Consider the following 17,471-nt stretch of genomic DNA (forward strand, 5'->3'; position numbering starts at 1 on the left):
CACAGGCTGCGGTTTTTTCTTTTACAGGGCGAAAGGTAGCGGTGTACTGACCGTCTGACGCTGCGCCAGCCGCTGCTCGAACTCTTTCGGATCGTGAATCAGCACGTCCTGCCCGGCGAACGATTCCGCCGCAATCAGGCGCGACAGCCAGAACCGCACGCACGCCACTCGCAGCATGGTCGGCCAAAGCTCGGCCTCGGCCGCCGTGAATGGGCGCAGTGCCGCATATGCACCGAGGAAGGCCCGAGCACGCGGGCCGTCAATCAGGCCGTCGTCATCGGAACACCAATCGTTCAGGGCAATCGCCACGTCATAGAGCATCGGCCCGGAGCAGGCGTTGTAGAAGTCGATCAACCCGGTCAGGTGCGTGCCTTCGAACATCGCGTTGTCGCGGAACAGGTCCGCGTGGATGTTTGCCCGAGGCAGCGCGAGAATTTTCTCTTTCTGTTGGGTGATTTCATCCAGAGACTTTTGCAGCAACGCGCGCGGCTTCTCGCTAAGGTGCGAAAGGAACTGCGTGCCCTCTTCCAGCATCCAGTCCAGGCCACGATCAGTCTTGCGCTTGATCATGTTGTCGCCCTGGGTCGCCAGGTGCAGGTGCGCCTGCAAGTCACCGACCTGCGCGCAATGCTGGGCGTTGGCCTGCTTGATGTGCTTGCCGGCCAGGCGCGGTTGCAGCAGCGCCGGTTTGCCTTTCAGCTCGCGCAGGGCCACGCCGTCGGTGGTGCGCAGTGCGTAGGGCACGGGCAGATCGGCTTCGTGCAGGACATCGAGCAGGTCGATGAAAAACGGCATTTCCTGCACCGGGCCGCGCTCGACCAGGGTCAGGACGAACTCGCCCTTTTCCATGCTGATGAAGAAGTTGGTGTTTTCACTGCCGGCGGCGATCCCCTGGAAATCGAGCAGACGGCCGAGCCCGTACGGGGCGAGAAAGGTTTCCAGCTCGGGCCGAGCCAGGGGGGTGAACACAGACATGGTTAAAAACTGCTCAGTTCTGGCGCCGCCATCAAACGGCGCCGATTAAAAGTCAGGAAACTTACTTCCAGGTAAAGATTTCCCACGACGGAATCAGCATATCCGGCTGGTCGGACCGGATGTAGTTCGCGTCCGTACCATCGGCGCGCACCAGGAAATAGGGTTTGCCGCCCTTCGGTGTGACCTTGATCGCATACACGAATCCACTCCGGCTGTATTCCTGAATGACCTTGTCGCCTTCCGTGTGCGTGCTAATGGTAACTTCCGGCTCCGACGATGGCGCATCATCCGCCGCGATCGCGGCCAGCGGTGAGACAGCAATCAGACTGACCAGCAGCAAGCGATTTAACGTACGCATGATAACCTTGTCCCTTTGTCGTCAACGGTCCCGCTATTCTAGCGCCGGGCCCGCCGAAAAGGTTGATTCTGCTCATGAGCCAAGCCCCCCTCGTCCTGGTGGACGGTTCGTCTTACCTGTACCGCGCCTTTCACGCGCTGCCACCGCTGACCACCTCCAAAGGCCTGCCGACCGGTGCGGTCAAAGGCGTGCTGAACATGCTCAAGAGCCTGCGCAAGCAGTATCCGGACAGCCCGTTCGCGGTAGTGTTCGACGCCAAGGGTGGGACATTTCGCGATGAGATGTACGCCGAATACAAGGCCAACCGCCCAAGCATGCCTGACGACATGCGCGTGCAGATCGAACCGCTGCATCAGAGCGTGATCGCCCTCGGTTTCCCGCTGCTTTGCGTCGAAGGCGTCGAGGCCGACGACGTGATCGGCACCCTGGCCCGCAGCAGCGCGGCCGCCGATCGCCCGGTAATCATCTCCACCGGCGACAAGGACATGGCGCAACTGGTAGATGGCCACATTACCTTGGTCAACACCATGTCCGGTAGTTCGATGGATGTGGAGGGCGTGAAGGAGAAATTCGGCGTCGCTCCGGAGCAGATCATCGATTATCTGGCCCTGATGGGCGATTCTTCGGACAATATCCCCGGCGTTCCCGGCATCGGCCCGAAAACCGCGTCCGGCCTGCTGGTGGGGGTCAACGGCGGCCTGACCGAGCTGTATGCGCAGCTCGACATCGTGCCGACCCTGCCGATCCGCGGCGCCAAGACCCTGCCGGCCAAGCTCGAAGAGCACAAGGAGATGGCGTTCCTCTCCTATCAACTGGCGACCATCAAGGTCGACGTGCCGCTGGATATCGGCCTCGACGACCTGCAAATGGGTCCGGAAGATCCGGCCAAACTTTACGAGTTGTACACCCTGCTGGAATTCAAGAGTTGGCTGAATGACCTGGATCGCGATGCCAAGCGCCAGGAACTGAGCGCGGCCGCCGAGCCTGCGCCGGCCGGTGATCTGTTCAGCGCGCCTGCCGAAGAGGAAGCGCCCGCCGCTCCGGCTGAAGCCGCGTACGAAACCATCCTCGATCAGGCGCGATTCGACGTTTGGCTGGAAAAGCTGAAGAACGCCAAACTGTTCGCCTTCGACACCGAAACCACCGGCATCGACGCGCAGCAGGCGCAACTGGTCGGCTTGTCCTTCGCGGTGCAGGCCAACGAAGCGGCCTACATCCCGCTGACCCACTCCTACATCGGCGTGCCGGAGCAGCTGGATCGCGACACTGTGCTGCGCGCACTCAAGCCGATCCTTGAAGACCCGAACAAGCTCAAGGTCGGCCAGCACGCCAAGTTCGACATGAACATCCTGGCCAACTGCGCCATCGGTGGCGATCAGAACGAAGGCATCACCGTGCGCGGGATTGCCTTCGACACGATGCTTGAGTCCTATGTGCTCAACTCCACCGCCACCCGTCACGACATGGACAGCCTGGCGCAAAAGTACCTGAATCACACCACCGTGAGCTTCCAGGACATCGCCGGCAAAGGCGCCAAGCAACTGACCTTCGACCAGATCGCTCTGGAACAGGCCGGGCCGTATGCCGCCGAAGATGCCGACGTGACCCTGCGCCTGCACCAGACCCTGTTCGAAAAACTCAGCGCCATCCCGAGCCTGGCCAGCGTGCTGACCGACATTGAGATCCCGCTGGTGCCGGTACTGGCGCGCATTGAGCGCCAGGGCGCGTTCGTCGACGCTGACCTGCTCGGTATCCAAAGCATTGAGCTGGGCAACAAAATGGTCGCGCTGGAGCGTGAAGCCTTCGAGATTGCCGGTGAAGAATTCAACCTCGGCTCGCCAAAGCAACTGGGCGTGATCCTCTACGAAAAACTTGGCCTGCCGGTGTTGAAGAAGACCGCCAAGGGCCAGCCATCCACCGCCGAAGAAGTGCTGGCGAAACTGGCCGAAGACGACCACCGCTTGCCGAAAGTGCTGATGGAACACCGTTCCATGAGCAAGCTGAAGAGCACCTACACCGATCGCCTGCCGGAGCAGATCAACCCGCGTACCGGGCGTATTCACACTTCGTACCATCAGGCCGTTGCGTCGACCGGTCGCTTGTCGTCGAGCGATCCGAACCTGCAGAACATCCCGGTGCGCACCGCCGAAGGCCGACGCATCCGTCAGGCGTTCGTTGCGCCGAAAGGTTACAAACTGCTGGCAGCGGACTACTCGCAGATCGAACTGCGGATCATGGCCCACCTGTCCCGCGACGAAGGCCTGATGAATGCTTTCCGCAATAACCTGGACGTGCACACCGCCACGGCGGCCGAAGTGTTCAAGGTCGAGCTGAATGAAGTGACGTCCGACCAGCGCCGGGGCGCCAAGGCGATCAACTTCGGTCTGATCTACGGCATGGGCGCGCAGAAACTGGGCAAGGACATCGGCGTCGATACCAAGACCGCCAAGGCCTACATCGACACCTACTTCGCGCGCTACCCGGGCGTTCGCGAGTACATGGATCGCACCCGCGCTCAGGCAGCCGATCAGGGCTTCGTGGAAACGATCTTCGGTCGTCGCCTGTATCTGCCGGACATCAACTCCAACAAGTCGCAGGAACGCGCGGCCGCCGAACGCACGGCAATCAACGCGCCGATGCAGGGCACTGCAGCGGACATCATCAAGAAAGCCATGGTGGCAGTGGATAACTGGCTGTGCGCTTCCGGGCTGGACGCCAAAGTCATCCTGCAGGTGCATGACGAACTGGTGCTGGAGGTCCGCGAGGATCTGGTCGATCAGGTTCGCGAAGAAATTCGCGTGCACATGAGCGAAGCGGCAAAACTGGACGTGCCGTTGCTGGTGGAAGTGGGAGTTGGCAACAACTGGGACGAGGCACACTGAGGCCTCTGGGACGGGATTTTGCCGCGACAGTGCGTCGCGGCAAAGGCATCGAGTGGGGCTTAGGTCGGATTGTTCTTGAGATTATTCCAAAGTTTTTTGAAAAGAATCTGAACTAATCTTGCGCCAGGGTACTCAGAGATACTGAATGGCTGGTGAAGCCCTTCGATGCTCCTATGTTGTGTTAAGTGTTGGCAGATATCTGAACCCCGCCCTAGCGGTTCGGAACTTGAACCCCGGAACTTCTCCCTCCCCATATGAAGTCCGGGGCTTTTTTTGCCTGCGATTTACTCAGCAGGCAATTCAGCGCCTTTGTCTGCCAGTTCCATCCAGCCCGCCAACACAGTGTAGGCCTCTTCCAGGCCCATGCGTTTCGGGGCGGAGAACAGCTGGATCGTTACCTGATCGCCCCAACCCTTACGGATTTCCGACTGCACCTTGAGCAGCGTGTTCTTGGCTGCGCCGTAGGTCAGTTTGTCGGCCTTGGTCAGCAGGATGTGCATCGGCATGCCGGCGGCAACGGCCCAATCGAGCATCAGCAGGTCGAAGTCGGTCATTGGATGACGGATGTCCATCATCAGAATCAAACCCTTCAAACTCTCGCGGCCACCGAGGTAAGCCTCGAGGTGACGCTGCCAGTGCTGCTTCAGCGGGATCGGTACTTTTGCATAACCGTAGCCCGGGAGGTCGACCAGACGCCGTTCATCGTCTAGCTTGAAGAAGTTCAACAGCTGTGTGCGACCCGGGGTTTTCGAGGTGCGCGCCAGGCTGGCGTGAGTCAGAGTGTTCAACGCACTGGATTTACCGGCGTTGGAACGACCGGCGAACGCCACTTCGAAGCCTTCGTCGTCGGGGCACTGATCGACTTTGGCGGCACTGAGCATGAACGTGGACTGTTGGCACAGGCCGAGGATGGGATTCTTGAGTTGCATGGGATTTCCGATGTGGGCGGCGCCGGGATTGGGCGCGGAACGCGGTGTCGCTTCCGTTTCAGTGACGCCAGTATATAATGCCGCAGATTTTGTGTGTGCTTTGTCCCAGCGAAGGATGAAGTTCACGAGAGCGACAGACCTTGATTGCGCATTAGAACGCAGAACGCTCTCAACCCTGAAAAGGTCGTTTTATGACGAAATGGCTGCTGGCTGCCGGAGTCTTGATGCCGCTTTACAGCGCACAGGCTACACAGGATCCGGAAGCCGTGTACAACCGTGTTTGTGGAGCCTGTCATTCCGGCCAACTACCCATGGCGCCCAGAAGAGGCGATCAGGAAGCTTGGACGCCGAGGTTGGCGAAAGGTATGGAGACGCTGGTGCAACACGTGACCCAGGGTTTCAAGGCGATGCCGCCGCGTGGTTTGTGCATGGACTGCAGTGCCGAGGATTACCAGGCCCTCATCCTCTGGATGAGCGAGAGTAAGCCCGGTCCATAACTCTTAACCCTTAGCCGTAGTTGGATTAGCTGATGAACAAACTGATCGTGAGTCTGCTGTTGACCGTGGGAATCTCAGGCTTCGCCCATGCTGCCGGTGATGCAGCCGCAGGCCAGGCAAAAGCCGCCGTATGCGGCGCCTGCCATGGCCCGGATGGCAACAGCATGGCGCCAAACTTTCCAAAGCTGGCCGGACAGGGTGAACGCTACCTGACCAAGCAATTGCACGACATCAAGTCGGGCAAGCGCACCGTTCTGGAAATGACCGGCCTGCTGACCAACCTGAGCGATCAGGACCTGGCCGATATCGCCGCCTACTTCGCCAGCCAGAAAGGCAGCGTCGGCGCCGCCGATCCGAAGATCGTCGCTCGCGGTGAAGCCCTGTTCCGTGGCGGCAACCTCGAGAAAGGCCTGCCAGCCTGCACCGGTTGCCACTCGCCGAACGGTGCCGGCAACGCAGCCGCCGGCTTCCCGCACCTGGGTGGCCAACACGCTCAGTACATCGCCAAGCAACTGACCGATTTCCGCAAGGAAGAAGCCGGCCGCAACAACGACGGCGACGCGATGACCATGCGTACCATCGCCCGCAAGCTGAGCGACGAAGACATCGCGGCAGTCTCCAGCTACATTCAGGGTCTGCACTAAGACATGCGATTCGAGCGGTGCGTGCAATGGCCAACGCCTGCCACGTTAACGCTCGATTAATCCGTCGCAGGAAGTATAAAAAGGGTGGCTTTGGCCGCCCTTTTTTGTGGCCGCTGCCGTTACACTACAGAACTCATGCCCGCCAGGATCTGTCTGAAAACAGGTCGCGCGAGGCGACCAAAATTGTCCAGGAGTAAAGCATGCGTAATCTGATCATCAGCGCCGCCCTCGTCGCTGCCAGCCTGTTCGGCGTCACCGCCCAGGCCGCCGAAGCCCCTGCTGCCCCTTACGTCGAGCTGAGCAACCCGGTACCGGTCGCCGTGCCTGGCAAGATCGAAGTGGTCGAGCTGTTCTGGTATGGCTGCCCGCACTGCTACGCGTTCGAGCCGGTGATCAATCCGTGGGTTGAAAAACTGCCGTCCGACGTCAACTTCGTGCGCATTCCTGCGATGTTCGGTGGCCCGTGGGACGCTCACGGCCAGATGTTCCTGACTCTGGAAGCCATGGGCGTCGAGCACAATGTGCACGCGGCCGTATTCAACGCGATCCAGAAAGAACACAAGAAGCTGACCGACAAGAACGACATGGCCGACTTCCTCGCCACTCAAGGCGTGGACAAGGACAAGTTCCTGGCCACCTTCGACTCGTTCGCCATCAAGGGTCAGATCGTGAAAGCCCGCGAGCTGGCCAAGAAGTATGAAATTTCCGGCGTTCCAACCATGATCGTCAATGGCAAGTATCGTTTTGACATCGGCTCTGCCGGCGGGGCCGAACAGGCGTTGAAACTGGCTGACCAACTGGTGGCCAAAGAGCGAGCGGCCAACAAGGCAGCCGCCAACTAAGCGCAGCAATCGCCATGCGCCGCTGGGGAGCCGAACGCGTCGTTGGCCTGCATGAACCGCAGGTCAACGAGCATCACCTGGAATCGACGGGCCTGCCCGCAGACAGCCGTCTGCGCCTACTCAGTTTCAATATTCAGGTCGGTATCAGCACCGAGCGCTATCGGCACTACCTGACCCGCAGCTGGCAGCATCTGCTGCCGCACCCCGGGCGCTCCAGCAATCTGCAAAAGATCGGCAATCTGCTCGGCGACTTCGATCTGGTCGCCCTGCAGGAAGCCGATGGCGGCAGCCTGCGTTCAGGCTACGTCAATCAGGTCGAACACCTGGCCCAGCTCGGCGCCTTCCCCTACTGGTATCAACAACTCAATCGCAATCTTGGCCGACTGGCCCAGCACAGCAATGGCGTGCTCAGTCGCCTGCGGCCGTGGGCGATCGAAGACCACCCTTTACCGGGTCCGAAGGGGCGCGGGGCGATTCTGGTGCGCTTCGGCGAAGGCCCGGAGGCACTGGTGGTGGTGATGATGCACCTGGCGCTCGGCGCCCGAGTTCGCAGCATGCAACTGGCCTATATCCGCGAGCTGATCGGCGGCTACAAGCATCAGGTGCTGATGGGCGACATGAACACCCACGCCAGCGATCTGCTGCAACACTCGCCATTGCGCGACCTCGGCCTGCTGGCCCCGCAACTCGAAGCGACATTCCCCAGCTGGCGCCCCCAACGCTGCCTGGACCATATTCTGATCAGCCCGACCCTGACCCTGGAAAAGGTCGAAGTGCTGGCGCAACCGATTTCCGATCACCTGCCGGTCGCGGTAGAGATTCGTCTGCCGGGTTCGCTCACGGCCGATGCATTGCCCGCGTTGAGCACTGCCCTTCGCGGAACCCCTGAATGAGCGACGAAGCCCAGCGCTGGAAAGAGAAATACCTCAAAAGCATCGAACAACAGGAAAAGCTCGAACGTCGATGGGACGCCCGGCTCGATCTGCTGCGCCGCGGCCTGGTGCGCAGCACCCTGGCGGCGGAAGGCACCGACCGCGTGGTCGATCAATGCATGAAAGAGATGCGCGACGTGGTGCGCACCGATGACATGGACGCCGGCCTCGCCGCCCTGCTCCCTCGCCTGGAAAAAGCCGTGCTCGATTCCGAGCAACGCCGGGAAACCCGGATCGAACAGGTCAGCACCGCACTGACTGCGCTGGTTACTCAATTGCAATCCCTGCCGCTGCCCCGAGAAGTGGCCCAGCCGCTGAAGAAGTTCGCCAAGCAGCTGGACGGCCGGGTGAGTCAGGCAAGGGAAATGCCGCTGCTGCTCAGCGAACTCAGCGGCCTGCAGGGCAAGGCCTTGAGTCAGCTGGCGACGCCGGCGGAACCGGGGCGTCCCGGGTTGTTGCAGCGCCTGTTCGGCAGCCGCGACAGCGAGGAAACCCCTGCTCAAGTGGCCCAGGCTCCTGCGGTGACCCCGTCAGTGCAGCCAGAGCAACCACCCGTCACACATGAAGCTGTGCCAGCGCCGCAAGCGCCTGTTACAAGCGCTGAACAGGTCGCCACTGCGCCCGTCAGCCCAGCGCTGATCGCCGCCCCCATGGCCGAACCATCTAAAGCTCCAGAGCCAATCCCAGAAGACTTTGCAGAGCCGGAGGTGGTCGCATTTGAGCCGGCCAGAATCCTCACCGAAGAGCCCAGCGCTCCCGGCGAACCAGAACCCGTCGAGCCGGAATCAAAGCTGCAACCCTTCACGCCTCCTCCGGTTTTCGCGCCGGCAGTGCCCACGGCCATCAACCCCGACGAGTTGATCCTACCCGGCGATACCCCTCCGCCCGTGATCCTCGACAGCCTGCCCCTGCCCGAACCCATCGCCCAGGCATTGGCCGCCATCGATCCGGAACAATCCGAGCATGACATTCTCTATGCCCTGCCGGACTCGCCAGAGCCGTCCTACAGCTCGGTCGCCCGACACATTGAAGACACGCTGATTGGCTTGCTGGATGACCTGACCCTGCCGGAGCGCCACCGCCCGCAAGCCGAGGCGATGTGCGACCGCCTGAAAAATGGCCTTAACTGGTACGAACTGCTACCGATCCTCGACGATCTTGCGACATTGATGCTGGCCATCACAGACAGCGGCCAGCACGAGTTCGAAGCCTATCTGCAGCAACTCAATGAACGCCTCGAAGCATTCCAGAGCAACTTGCAGGCTGCCAGCGAAGGACACGCCGACAACAGCTCCGCCGCGAGAGCAATGGACACGCAGATCCGCGAACAGGTCGACGGCTTGCAGACCAGCGTCCAGGAGGCGGCGGATCTGGATGATCTCAAGCAAGTGCTGGAAAACCACCTCGAGGGCCTGCTCGGCACCATGGATCAGCACCAGAAGCAGCGCGACGCTCGGGAACAGGAAGTCGCCGGACGCCTGAAAAGCCTGGCCGAGCGTGTCGCGCACATGGAACAGGAAGCGTTGGGCTATCGCGAACACCTTGAAGAACAACGCCAGAAAGCCCTGATCGATCCGCTTACCGGCCTGCCCAACCGCGCCGCCTGGACCGAACGACTCGAACAGGAAATCGCCCAGTGGCAGCAACACGGCAATACTCTGAGCCTGGCCATGCTCGACCTCGATCACTTCAAACGGATCAACGATAACTACGGGCACCTGGCAGGCGACAAGGTGTTGAAGATCATCGCCACGGTCCTGCGCAAGCGTATGCGTGGCAACGACTTCATCGCCCGTTTCGGCGGTGAAGAGTTTGTCCTTCTGCTTCCCGCCACCTCCCCGGCGGTCGGGGCCAAACTTCTGGAAACCCTGCGCGCTGCCATCGAGGCCTGCCCGTTTCACTTCAAGGGCGAGCGCGTCACGATCACCGTTTCCATGGGTCTGGCGACGTTCCGGGCGGGAGAACACAGCGATTTGGTGCTTAAAAGAGCCGATCAGGCGCTTTATCGGGCGAAAAACGCAGGACGAAACCGGGTGGAGCTGGGCTGAGGCAATTGTTCCATATTGTTTAAAACAGCCCTTTAAGCGTCGAAGCGCAAGGCGATACGTTACACTGTTGCATTATCGTCTTGCGTGTACTGCCCTCTGCCATGAAATTTTTCACCCTGCTCGCGTCGCTGCTCTTACTGGCCGGTTGTGCCAGCGGCCCGCGTTTCGACACCAGCCATCCTTCGATCAATCACGACAGTCGCGTGCAGTTTGTGATCGTGCACTACACCTCTGCCTCGCTGGAGCGCTCACTGCAATTGCTGACCCATGGTGAGGTGAGCAGCCATTACCTGATCGGCGACGACAAGAACGCCACCATCTATAAGCTGATGGACGAAAACCTGCGTGCCTGGCATGCCGGCGAAAGCGAATGGCAAGGTCGTACCTGGCTCAACTCCAGCTCGATCGGCATCGAAATCGTCAATCCGGGTTTCAAGGACACTCCGACCGGTCGCCTCTGGTATCCCTACAGCGAAGCCCAGGTGCAATCGCTGATCGTTCTGCTCAAGGACATCAGCAAACGCCAGGGCATCAGCCCGCGTCACATCATCGGCCATAGCGACATCGCCCCGCTGCGCAAGCTCGATCCGGGGCCACTGTTCCCCTGGAAACGCCTGGCAGCCGAAGGACTGGGGCTCTGGCCCGACGAGCAAGCGGTGGCACGTCAGCAGGCGCAATTCAACGCCGAACTGCCGAGCATCACCTGGTTCCAGAGCCAACTGGCGCGCCTGGGCTACTCGACGCCGCAGACCGGCGAGCTGGATGTGGCAACCCGCCATGTGCTCGCAGCGTTCCAGATGCACTACCGCCCTGCGCGCTTTGACGGCACGCCGGATGCGCAAACGGCAGCGTTGCTGCTGGTGTTGAATCAGACAAAATAATGACGCCCGCCCGACGGTCCGGGCGAATTCGCAATCAGCAGCTATAACTCATTGGTAATTCTTCGGATATCCATGATGGTTGCTACCCGAGAGACGCTGCGTAGCTGGTTTTATCGCCCCTGGTTTCTGGCGATGATCGCGGCTGTCCTCAGTGCGAGCCTGCTGATCACCGGTGGGCTGTTCGTGGCCATGCGCCAGGTCGAACAAAGCGAAAGCCAGGAAATGAACGCTCAGGGCGAGCGGTTCCTGGCGCGCCTTGAGCAACTGTTCGGCCAGTTGCGCGAAAGCCTCGACGACCTCGAAGCCCAGCCCTTGCGCAGTTGCGACGACGAAATGATCGCCACGTTGCAGCAAGTGACGTTCAACTATCGCTTCGTCTACGAAGCCGCTTACATGGACGCCACGCGGATCTGCTCCAACCGTCCACGCCAGGAAGGCCTGTCGGTCATTCGCCCGCCGGACATCAAAGGCCCGACCTACAGCTACTGGCTGAACACCACCACCGAACCCGATGAAAACCGCGCTGCCCTGATGCTCGGGCGCGGCAACTTTCGCGTGGCCACCTCACGCGGGCATCTGACCGACATGGTTGATCTGTCGCCCGGCAGCAGTCTGCTGGTGGTGCTGGATCATGGAACCCGAGCGATTCCGGTACTTGGCGTGCCACAGGCCTGGCCACCCACCGAGCCCTGGCCGCCGAAAACCCCGAATGCGCTGCAAGTTACCCAGTCGCACCTGATCTATCGCATGCCCACCGACAACCCGGAATACCAACTGGTGCTGATCAGCCCACGCACGGGCATGCACATTCCGGAGCTCTGGTGGTGGATGGTGCCGTTCTGCCTCGTGCTTGGGGCGTTTGTCGGCGTTCTGGTGTTCTGGATCGTCCGCCAGCGCCAATCGCTGGATGCCGAGCTGCACGGCGCAATCCGCCGGGGCGAGTTGCAGGTGCTTTATCAACCGATCTTCGATCTCGACAGTCGCAACTGCGTCGGCGCCGAAGCCTTGCTGCGCTGGCGCCGGCCGGACGGCACGCTGACCAGCCCCGACCTGTTCATCCCGATGGCCGAGAACACCGGGCAGATTCGCCAGATGACCGACTTCGTCCTGCAACGCTTGCTCGAGCAGCTCGGCCAGTTGCTGCGGGCCAATCCGCAGCTGTACATCTCGGTGAACCTGGCTGCCTGCGACGTGATGGTGCCGCGCATCGGCCAGGTCATGGCGCGGCTGTTGACCCTGCACCGGGTTGCCGCGCGGCAAATTGCTTTCGAGGTGACTGAACGCGGCCTGATCGATGTGGTAGTGGCCCGGGAGAATCTGCAGGCGCTGCGGGATGTCGGACACCAGGTGCTGATCGACGATTTCGGCACCGGTTATTGCAGCCTGGCGTACCTGCAAACCTTGCCGGTGGACTGCCTGAAGATCGACAAGGCATTCATCGACGCACTCGGCCATGACGCCGCCAGCAGCGGTGTCGCGCCGCACATCATTCACATGGCTCAGGCGCTGGATCTCAAGGTGATTGCCGAAGGGATCGAATTCGAGTCACAAGCGGCGCTACTGAGCAGCGAAGGGGTGAAGTTCGGTCAAGGCTGGCTGTTCGCTCATGCCCTGAGCGCCGTGCAATTCATTGAGCTGATCACCCGTGGACGGCGGCTCGCCGGACGCCGGCTCGACGACGAGGCCTAGACCGCCAGCGCCATGTAGAACTGCGTACCCTGCCCCGGCCGCGAGTAAACGCCCATCCGCCCACCGTGCAGCTGGACGATCTCCTTGCACAGCGCCAGGCCAAGCCCGGCCCCGCCCTTTTTCCTGCCGACCTGGACGAAGGGTTCGAAAATCCGCCCTTGCTGACCGTAGGCAATCCCTTCGCCGTTGTCTTCGACGCTGATGATCACCCGCTCGCCATGGCGACGGGCCTGCAAGCGGATCAGCCCGTCGCGCGCCGTGTGGCGCAAGGCGTTGTCGATCAGGTTGTCGAGGACTCGATCGAGCTGCGCCTGATCCGCCTGCAAGCGTGGCAGCGGGCCCTGCGCTTCGACATTCAGGGCAACGCCCTTCTGCGCTGCTGAATCGGCGAAACGCAAACGCGCCCGCTCCAGCAGTTCCTCGATGGAGCAAGGCGCCAACGTGAGTTTTTGCAAACCACTCTGATAGCGCGAGAAGTTCAGCAGATCGTTGATCAGCTGCATCAGGCGCTGCATTTCCTCATTAACCGTGTCGAGCAGGTCGGACTCCCGAGACTCCTCAGGAAACTTGGCCCGTTCGCGAAACAGCCCGAACGCCATGTGCATGCCCGTGACCGGTGTGCGCAATTCGTGAGACGCACGCAGGACAAACTCGCTGCGTACCCGCTCGAAGGCGCGTTGCTCGGTGACGTCATGCAAGACCATCACAGCACCGAGGATATGTCCCTGGGTATGACTGACGGGCGTCAGGCTGTAGGTCAGCAGGCGCGATTCGCCATCAACCTCGATGCTCAAATCTTCCGGTGCCCGTTCAAGGGTGCCGCCGCGCAGTACCAATTGCAGTTGTGCATCCAGCTCGGGTCGCTGAAGCGCCGTGCCGAGGCCCTCGCCGAAGCGATCGCTGTCCCAGCCCAGCTGCCGCTGGGCCACCGGGTTCAAGTGTTCCAGTCGACCCTGACGGTCGATCATCAACAAACCGTCATCGATGCTGTCGAGTACCGCTTGCAGACGCTGCTGGCCGGCAAGCAATTCGTCGACGTTGGTCGCCTGATGTTCGCGCAGGGCTTCGGCCATGAGCCCGAAGCGCCGGGTCAGCAGGTTGATCTCCATCGCCGAGGACACTGGCAGTGTCACTTCGAAATTGCCTTGGCCGATATTGTCCGCCGCCTTGGCCAGCGCTTCGATCGGCGCACCAAAACGCCGAGCAATGCCCTGGGCGGTAACGAAGCCAATGATCAGCACTGCCAGCCCCACCAGTCCCAACAGGCCGGCGATCAGCAACGCGCGGTCGCGAGCGGCGTGCTGGACCGAATTGATGTTGTTCAGCGCGTGTTTGTGTTCGGTGATCAACCCGTTGCGCAGGGTGTTGAACCGTTCACGCAAATCACCCCCACCACTCAGGGCGGCGGCCGGGTCTCGGGTGATGTCGAACGCCTCGAGAAAGCTCAGGTAATCGGCTTTGGCCTGACTGAAACCATACTGACGGTCATCGTCTTTCTGTTCCTGAGCGATGCCTTCATCGAGCAACTGGAAGTAATGCTGCTTGGACGCTTCGAACGCCACGGGATCGGGCTTTTCGGCGAGCATCATGATCAGTTGATCGCCGAGTGTCTGGCGCAGCTTGAGCCCCAGATCCAGGGTGACAAAGTTGTTGCGGATCAGCGCCTCCTGAGTGCCGGCCATCTGCATCACACTGACCAGCCCGAGCATCAGCCCGAGCAAGGCCACGGTGATCAGCGCGGAAATGCTCAGGAACAAGCGAGTCCGCAACTTCATCGCCAGTTTCATCGGCGGATGCTCACAGGTTGTACTGCTTGCGCTTGCGATACAGGGTCGAGGCGTCGATCCCCAGAGTCTTGGCAGCCTGATCGAGGGTCCCGGCGGTCGCCAGTACTGCGCCGATGTGAGCCTTTTCCAGCTCGTCGAGGCTCAGCGCGGCGCCGACCCGTGGCGCGTTGTTGGCCGGTTGCTCGGCCATGCCGAGGTGGCTGATTTCCACCCGTTCCTGCGGGCAAATGATGCTCGCGCGCTCGACCACGTTGCGCAGCTCACGGATGTTGCCGGGCCAACGGTAGCCCAGCAGTGCTTCGCGAGCCTCGTCGCTGAAGCCCCGTGCCGGACGCGCATACTCCTTCACGAAACGGGCGAGGAAACGGTCGGCCAGGGTCAGGATGTCTTCGGCCCGCTCACGCAGCGGCGGCAGATGCAGGGTGATGACGTTCAGGCGATAGAGCAGGTCTTCGCGGAAACGTCCGTCGCGCACCATGTCCTCAAGGTTAAGGTTGGTGGCGGCAAGGATGCGCACATCGGCGCGGCGGGTGACCGGATCCCCTACCCGCTCATATTCCTTGTCCTGAATGAAACGCAGCAACTTGGGTTGCAATGTCAGGGGAAAATCGCCGATCTCGTCAAGAAACAGCGTACCTCCATCGGCTTGGTTGACGCGACCCAGGGTGCTTTCGCTAGCCCCGGTGAAGGCGCCACGACTGTGACCGAACAGCTCGCTTTCCATCAGTTCGGCGGTCAGCGACGGGCAATTGATGGTGACGCAGGATTTCTTCTCGCGCTTGCTCCAGCCGTGAATGGCTCGGGCCAGTTCACCTTTACCCGTGCCCGACTCACCCAGGATCAGGATGTTGGCGTCGGTGCCCGCCACTTGCCGCGCTGTTTCCAGTACGACTTTCATCGCCGGGCTGTGGGAATCGAGGCCGTCCTTGGGTTTGCGGATCTCGCCTTCGAGGGCTTCCAGACGCGCCGACAGCTGGCGCACTTCAAGCTGCTTGGCTGTTGCAAGGCGCAATTGATCCGGGCTGCACGGTTTGACCAGATAATCGGCAGCGCCGGCCTGAATCGCGTCTACCGCAGTATCGACGGCCGAATGCGCGGTGACGATCACCACCCGCATCCACGGCGCCTGAATGCGCATCTGCGCCAATACATCCAGGCCGTTGTCTTCACCCAGGCGCAAATCAAGGAAGCACAGGTCGAACACCTGGCGTTGCAGCAGCGCGTCAGCCTGAGCCGCGCTGTTGGCGGTGGCGACGGTATAACCTTCGTCTTCGAGGCAATAACGAAAGGTTCGCAGGATGGCGGATTCATCGTCCACCAGCAGAATGCGGCCTTGGTGCTCAGTGGCTGATTCCATTTTTCCTACGCTCCATAAGTGAATGTCTTGGGTTAGTCCCGGAAAAATCGGGCAAGTTGCATGGTTGATTCTGATCGATTCCAGTCATAGCAGGGTAGCTCTCTCCTGCCCTAACGGCTAATCAACTGATTTCATTGGTTTTTTAAACATCGCACAGTTTCAGGTCGGTTTCCTGCCTACTTTTCTGACATCCGTACCCTGTCCTCAATTCAAAAATAATGATTTCTCCTACGAAATAATCGTGCATTACGCACGACCCTATGCGGACCATCGTGCAGGATGCGTCGTCAGGAATTTTCATACCGTTTGTAACTAGCTGATTTTATTGGTTTTTTCCAAACAAAAAAGCTGGCACGCAGGCTGCAATATCTCTTTCAGCCCGGGCAGATATGCACTGCCCCAATCGAACAAGAGTGAGGAACCCAGGATGACTCGCCCACGTGCCGCCCAAATGCGTATCTCGCCACTGCACTTGCAGCAGGCCCTGTTTGGCGCACTTGCGCTGCTGATCACTTTGATCGCCTGCCAGCAATATCTGCGCTGGGAGCAGAGCCAGCAGACTGAGCCCCTGATTTCCATGCAACACGCGACGCAGACGCACTTCAGCGCCGTCAGCAACAGCCAGGCCGACAACGGCGCGATGCGCATGATGGACGTCGACCAGCCACAGCCAATGGGCGACATGCCCCGTGAAGAACGCTGGGTTTTCTGATCAACGAATCTGGGCGCCGCTGCGCCGAGACCGGCAACATCCCTAAATAGAAGCAAGGAGAATCACCATGTTGAGCTGGGCAATCACATTCCTGATCATTGCCATCATCGCCGCAGTACTGGGCTTCGGTGGTATCGCGGGCACCGCCACGGGTATCGCCAAGATTCTCTTTGTCGTGTTCCTGGTGATGTTCATCGCTTCCTTCTTCTTTGGCCGTCGCGGTCGAGGTTGAACATGAAGGGTTTAAAGACATTGGCAGCCGCCCTGCTTCTGGGCGGTAGTGCCTTGGCGATTGCGGCCAATGACGGCCAGACGCGGGTCAACGAACTGTTGAGTTCAGACCCGCAATACAGGGAAACCTGGGAAGGCGTGGTGAAGAAGGAAGAACGCCTGCCGGAATGGGTGATGAACCTGTCCGGCACGCCTGACCAGCAGATGAATGCCGTGACCGAAGATGGCGACAAGTATCTGGTCGGCCCGCTCTGCGAATCCGCAGACAAGTGCATGAACCATCGCTTGATCGTCGCCTTCAGCTTCGACAAGAAAGACGCTTACGCCATGCTTGTGGATGTGCCCGAAGGATTGCCGGCCGACAAGTCGCCCACGCGACATGCCACTTACCGCTTCCTCGGCAAACCCGATCAGGGCATGCAGGATCTTCTGATGGAAACGCTGAAGAAAGATCCGAACTGGTATTGAACACGAGGACAGCCGAAAGGCTGTCCTCCATTGCGTCGGCCCGAGGAAGGCCGGCGCATGACCAGGGGGCCGGGATGTTCTGACTGTTGCAGGGTCGGAGTGACCTACGGGTACAGGGAGTGCCTGCGATGAGGGCCAGGTCAGGGTAAAAGCTGCGACGCAAGTTCGCCAGCCGAAGCGGTTTGACGGACTTGCGCTGAGCTTTCAACGTGACAAAACGTTGATCCAGAGCGTTCTGC

The 17,471-nt window shown here is 60.5% G+C and carries 16 protein-coding genes; 11 read left to right on the forward strand and 5 right to left on the reverse strand.

The features are described from left to right. Positions 1-21: 21 nt before the first annotated feature. Positions 22-975, reverse strand: coding sequence for a homoserine kinase (locus AWU82_RS21210; RefSeq protein ID WP_064379575.1), 954 nt, complete (start codon positions 973-975; stop codon positions 22-24). Between the two features lie 61 nt (positions 976-1,036). Then, complete coding sequence (locus AWU82_RS21215; RefSeq protein WP_011331780.1) at positions 1,037-1,333, reverse strand: DUF2782 domain-containing protein; 297 nt, start codon at positions 1,331-1,333, stop codon at positions 1,037-1,039. 74 nt (positions 1,334-1,407) lie between these two features. On the opposite strand from AWU82_RS21215, the gene polA reads away from it, so the two are divergent. Then, complete coding sequence (polA, locus tag AWU82_RS21220; protein WP_064379576.1) at positions 1,408-4,215, forward strand: DNA polymerase I; 2,808 nt, start codon at positions 1,408-1,410, stop codon at positions 4,213-4,215. A gap of 284 nt (positions 4,216-4,499) precedes the next feature. Here the strand turns inward: polA and yihA are convergent, their stop codons facing one another. Beyond that, the gene (gene yihA / locus AWU82_RS21225) at positions 4,500-5,144 is read right to left on the reverse strand and encodes a ribosome biogenesis GTP-binding protein YihA/YsxC (protein WP_011331778.1); all 645 of its coding nucleotides are present in this window, start codon (positions 5,142-5,144) and stop codon (positions 4,500-4,502) included. Positions 5,145-5,335: 191 nt separating this feature from the next. On the opposite strand from yihA, the gene AWU82_RS21230 reads away from it, so the two are divergent. The 7 genes from AWU82_RS21230 (at position 5,336) to AWU82_RS21260 (ending at position 12,677) form a co-directional block, all read left to right on the forward strand. Further along, positions 5,336-5,641, forward strand: a complete 306-nt coding sequence (locus AWU82_RS21230) for a c-type cytochrome (protein ID WP_045121721.1) — start codon at positions 5,336-5,338, stop codon at positions 5,639-5,641. 32 nt (positions 5,642-5,673) lie between these two features. Continuing rightward, positions 5,674-6,285, forward strand: coding sequence for a c-type cytochrome (locus AWU82_RS21235; protein ID WP_039764863.1), 612 nt, complete (start codon positions 5,674-5,676; stop codon positions 6,283-6,285). A gap of 200 nt (positions 6,286-6,485) precedes the next feature. Then, positions 6,486-7,127, forward strand: a complete 642-nt coding sequence (locus AWU82_RS21240) for a thiol:disulfide interchange protein DsbA/DsbL (protein ID WP_039764866.1) — start codon at positions 6,486-6,488, stop codon at positions 7,125-7,127. Positions 7,128-7,141: 14 nt separating this feature from the next. Further along, positions 7,142-8,020, forward strand: coding sequence for an endonuclease/exonuclease/phosphatase family protein (locus tag AWU82_RS21245; RefSeq protein ID WP_064379577.1), 879 nt, complete (start codon positions 7,142-7,144; stop codon positions 8,018-8,020). Beyond that, positions 8,017-10,107: a diguanylate cyclase gene (locus tag AWU82_RS21250; protein WP_064379579.1), complete on the forward strand. Its 2,091-nt coding sequence runs from the start codon at positions 8,017-8,019 to the stop codon at positions 10,105-10,107. The genes AWU82_RS21245 and AWU82_RS21250 overlap by 4 nt, the downstream gene beginning before the upstream one ends. Positions 10,108-10,208: 101 nt before the next feature. After that, positions 10,209-10,988, forward strand: a complete 780-nt coding sequence (locus AWU82_RS21255; protein WP_064379581.1) for an N-acetylmuramoyl-L-alanine amidase — start codon at positions 10,209-10,211, stop codon at positions 10,986-10,988. 72 nt (positions 10,989-11,060) lie between these two features. Next, positions 11,061-12,677, forward strand: a complete 1,617-nt coding sequence (locus AWU82_RS21260; protein WP_011331772.1) for an EAL domain-containing protein — start codon at positions 11,061-11,063, stop codon at positions 12,675-12,677. Here the strand turns inward: AWU82_RS21260 and AWU82_RS21265 are convergent. Then, the gene (locus tag AWU82_RS21265; protein ID WP_064379583.1) at positions 12,674-14,464 is read right to left on the reverse strand and encodes a KinB sensor domain-containing domain; all 1,791 of its coding nucleotides are present in this window, start codon (positions 14,462-14,464) and stop codon (positions 12,674-12,676) included. The two genes, AWU82_RS21260 and AWU82_RS21265, sit on opposite strands and share 4 nt — an antisense overlap. A 10-nt stretch (positions 14,465-14,474) precedes the next feature. Continuing rightward, entirely contained in the window at positions 14,475-15,821 is a 1,347-nt protein-coding gene (algB, locus tag AWU82_RS21270; RefSeq protein WP_007954049.1) for a sigma-54-dependent response regulator transcription factor AlgB, read from the reverse strand. A gap of 427 nt (positions 15,822-16,248) precedes the next feature. Here algB and AWU82_RS21275 point away from each other — a divergent pair, with 427 nt between their 5' ends. From AWU82_RS21275 to AWU82_RS21285, 3 genes are all read left to right on the forward strand, one after another. Next, positions 16,249-16,533, forward strand: coding sequence for a hypothetical protein (locus AWU82_RS21275; protein ID WP_064379584.1), 285 nt, complete (start codon positions 16,249-16,251; stop codon positions 16,531-16,533). 67 nt (positions 16,534-16,600) lie between these two features. Further along, the gene (locus AWU82_RS21280; RefSeq protein ID WP_003177151.1) at positions 16,601-16,765 is read left to right on the forward strand and encodes a DUF1328 domain-containing protein; all 165 of its coding nucleotides are present in this window, start codon (positions 16,601-16,603) and stop codon (positions 16,763-16,765) included. A 2-nt stretch (positions 16,766-16,767) separates the two neighbouring features. Then, positions 16,768-17,232 carry an inhibitor of vertebrate lysozyme family protein gene (locus AWU82_RS21285; RefSeq protein ID WP_064379586.1) on the forward strand — a complete coding sequence of 155 codons (465 nt, stop codon included), beginning with the start codon at positions 16,768-16,770 and terminating at the stop codon, positions 17,230-17,232. Positions 17,233-17,471: the final 239 nt, after the last annotated feature.

This window comes from Pseudomonas glycinae (assembly GCF_001594225.2).
Lineage (GTDB): Bacteria > Pseudomonadota > Gammaproteobacteria > Pseudomonadales > Pseudomonadaceae > Aquipseudomonas > Aquipseudomonas glycinae.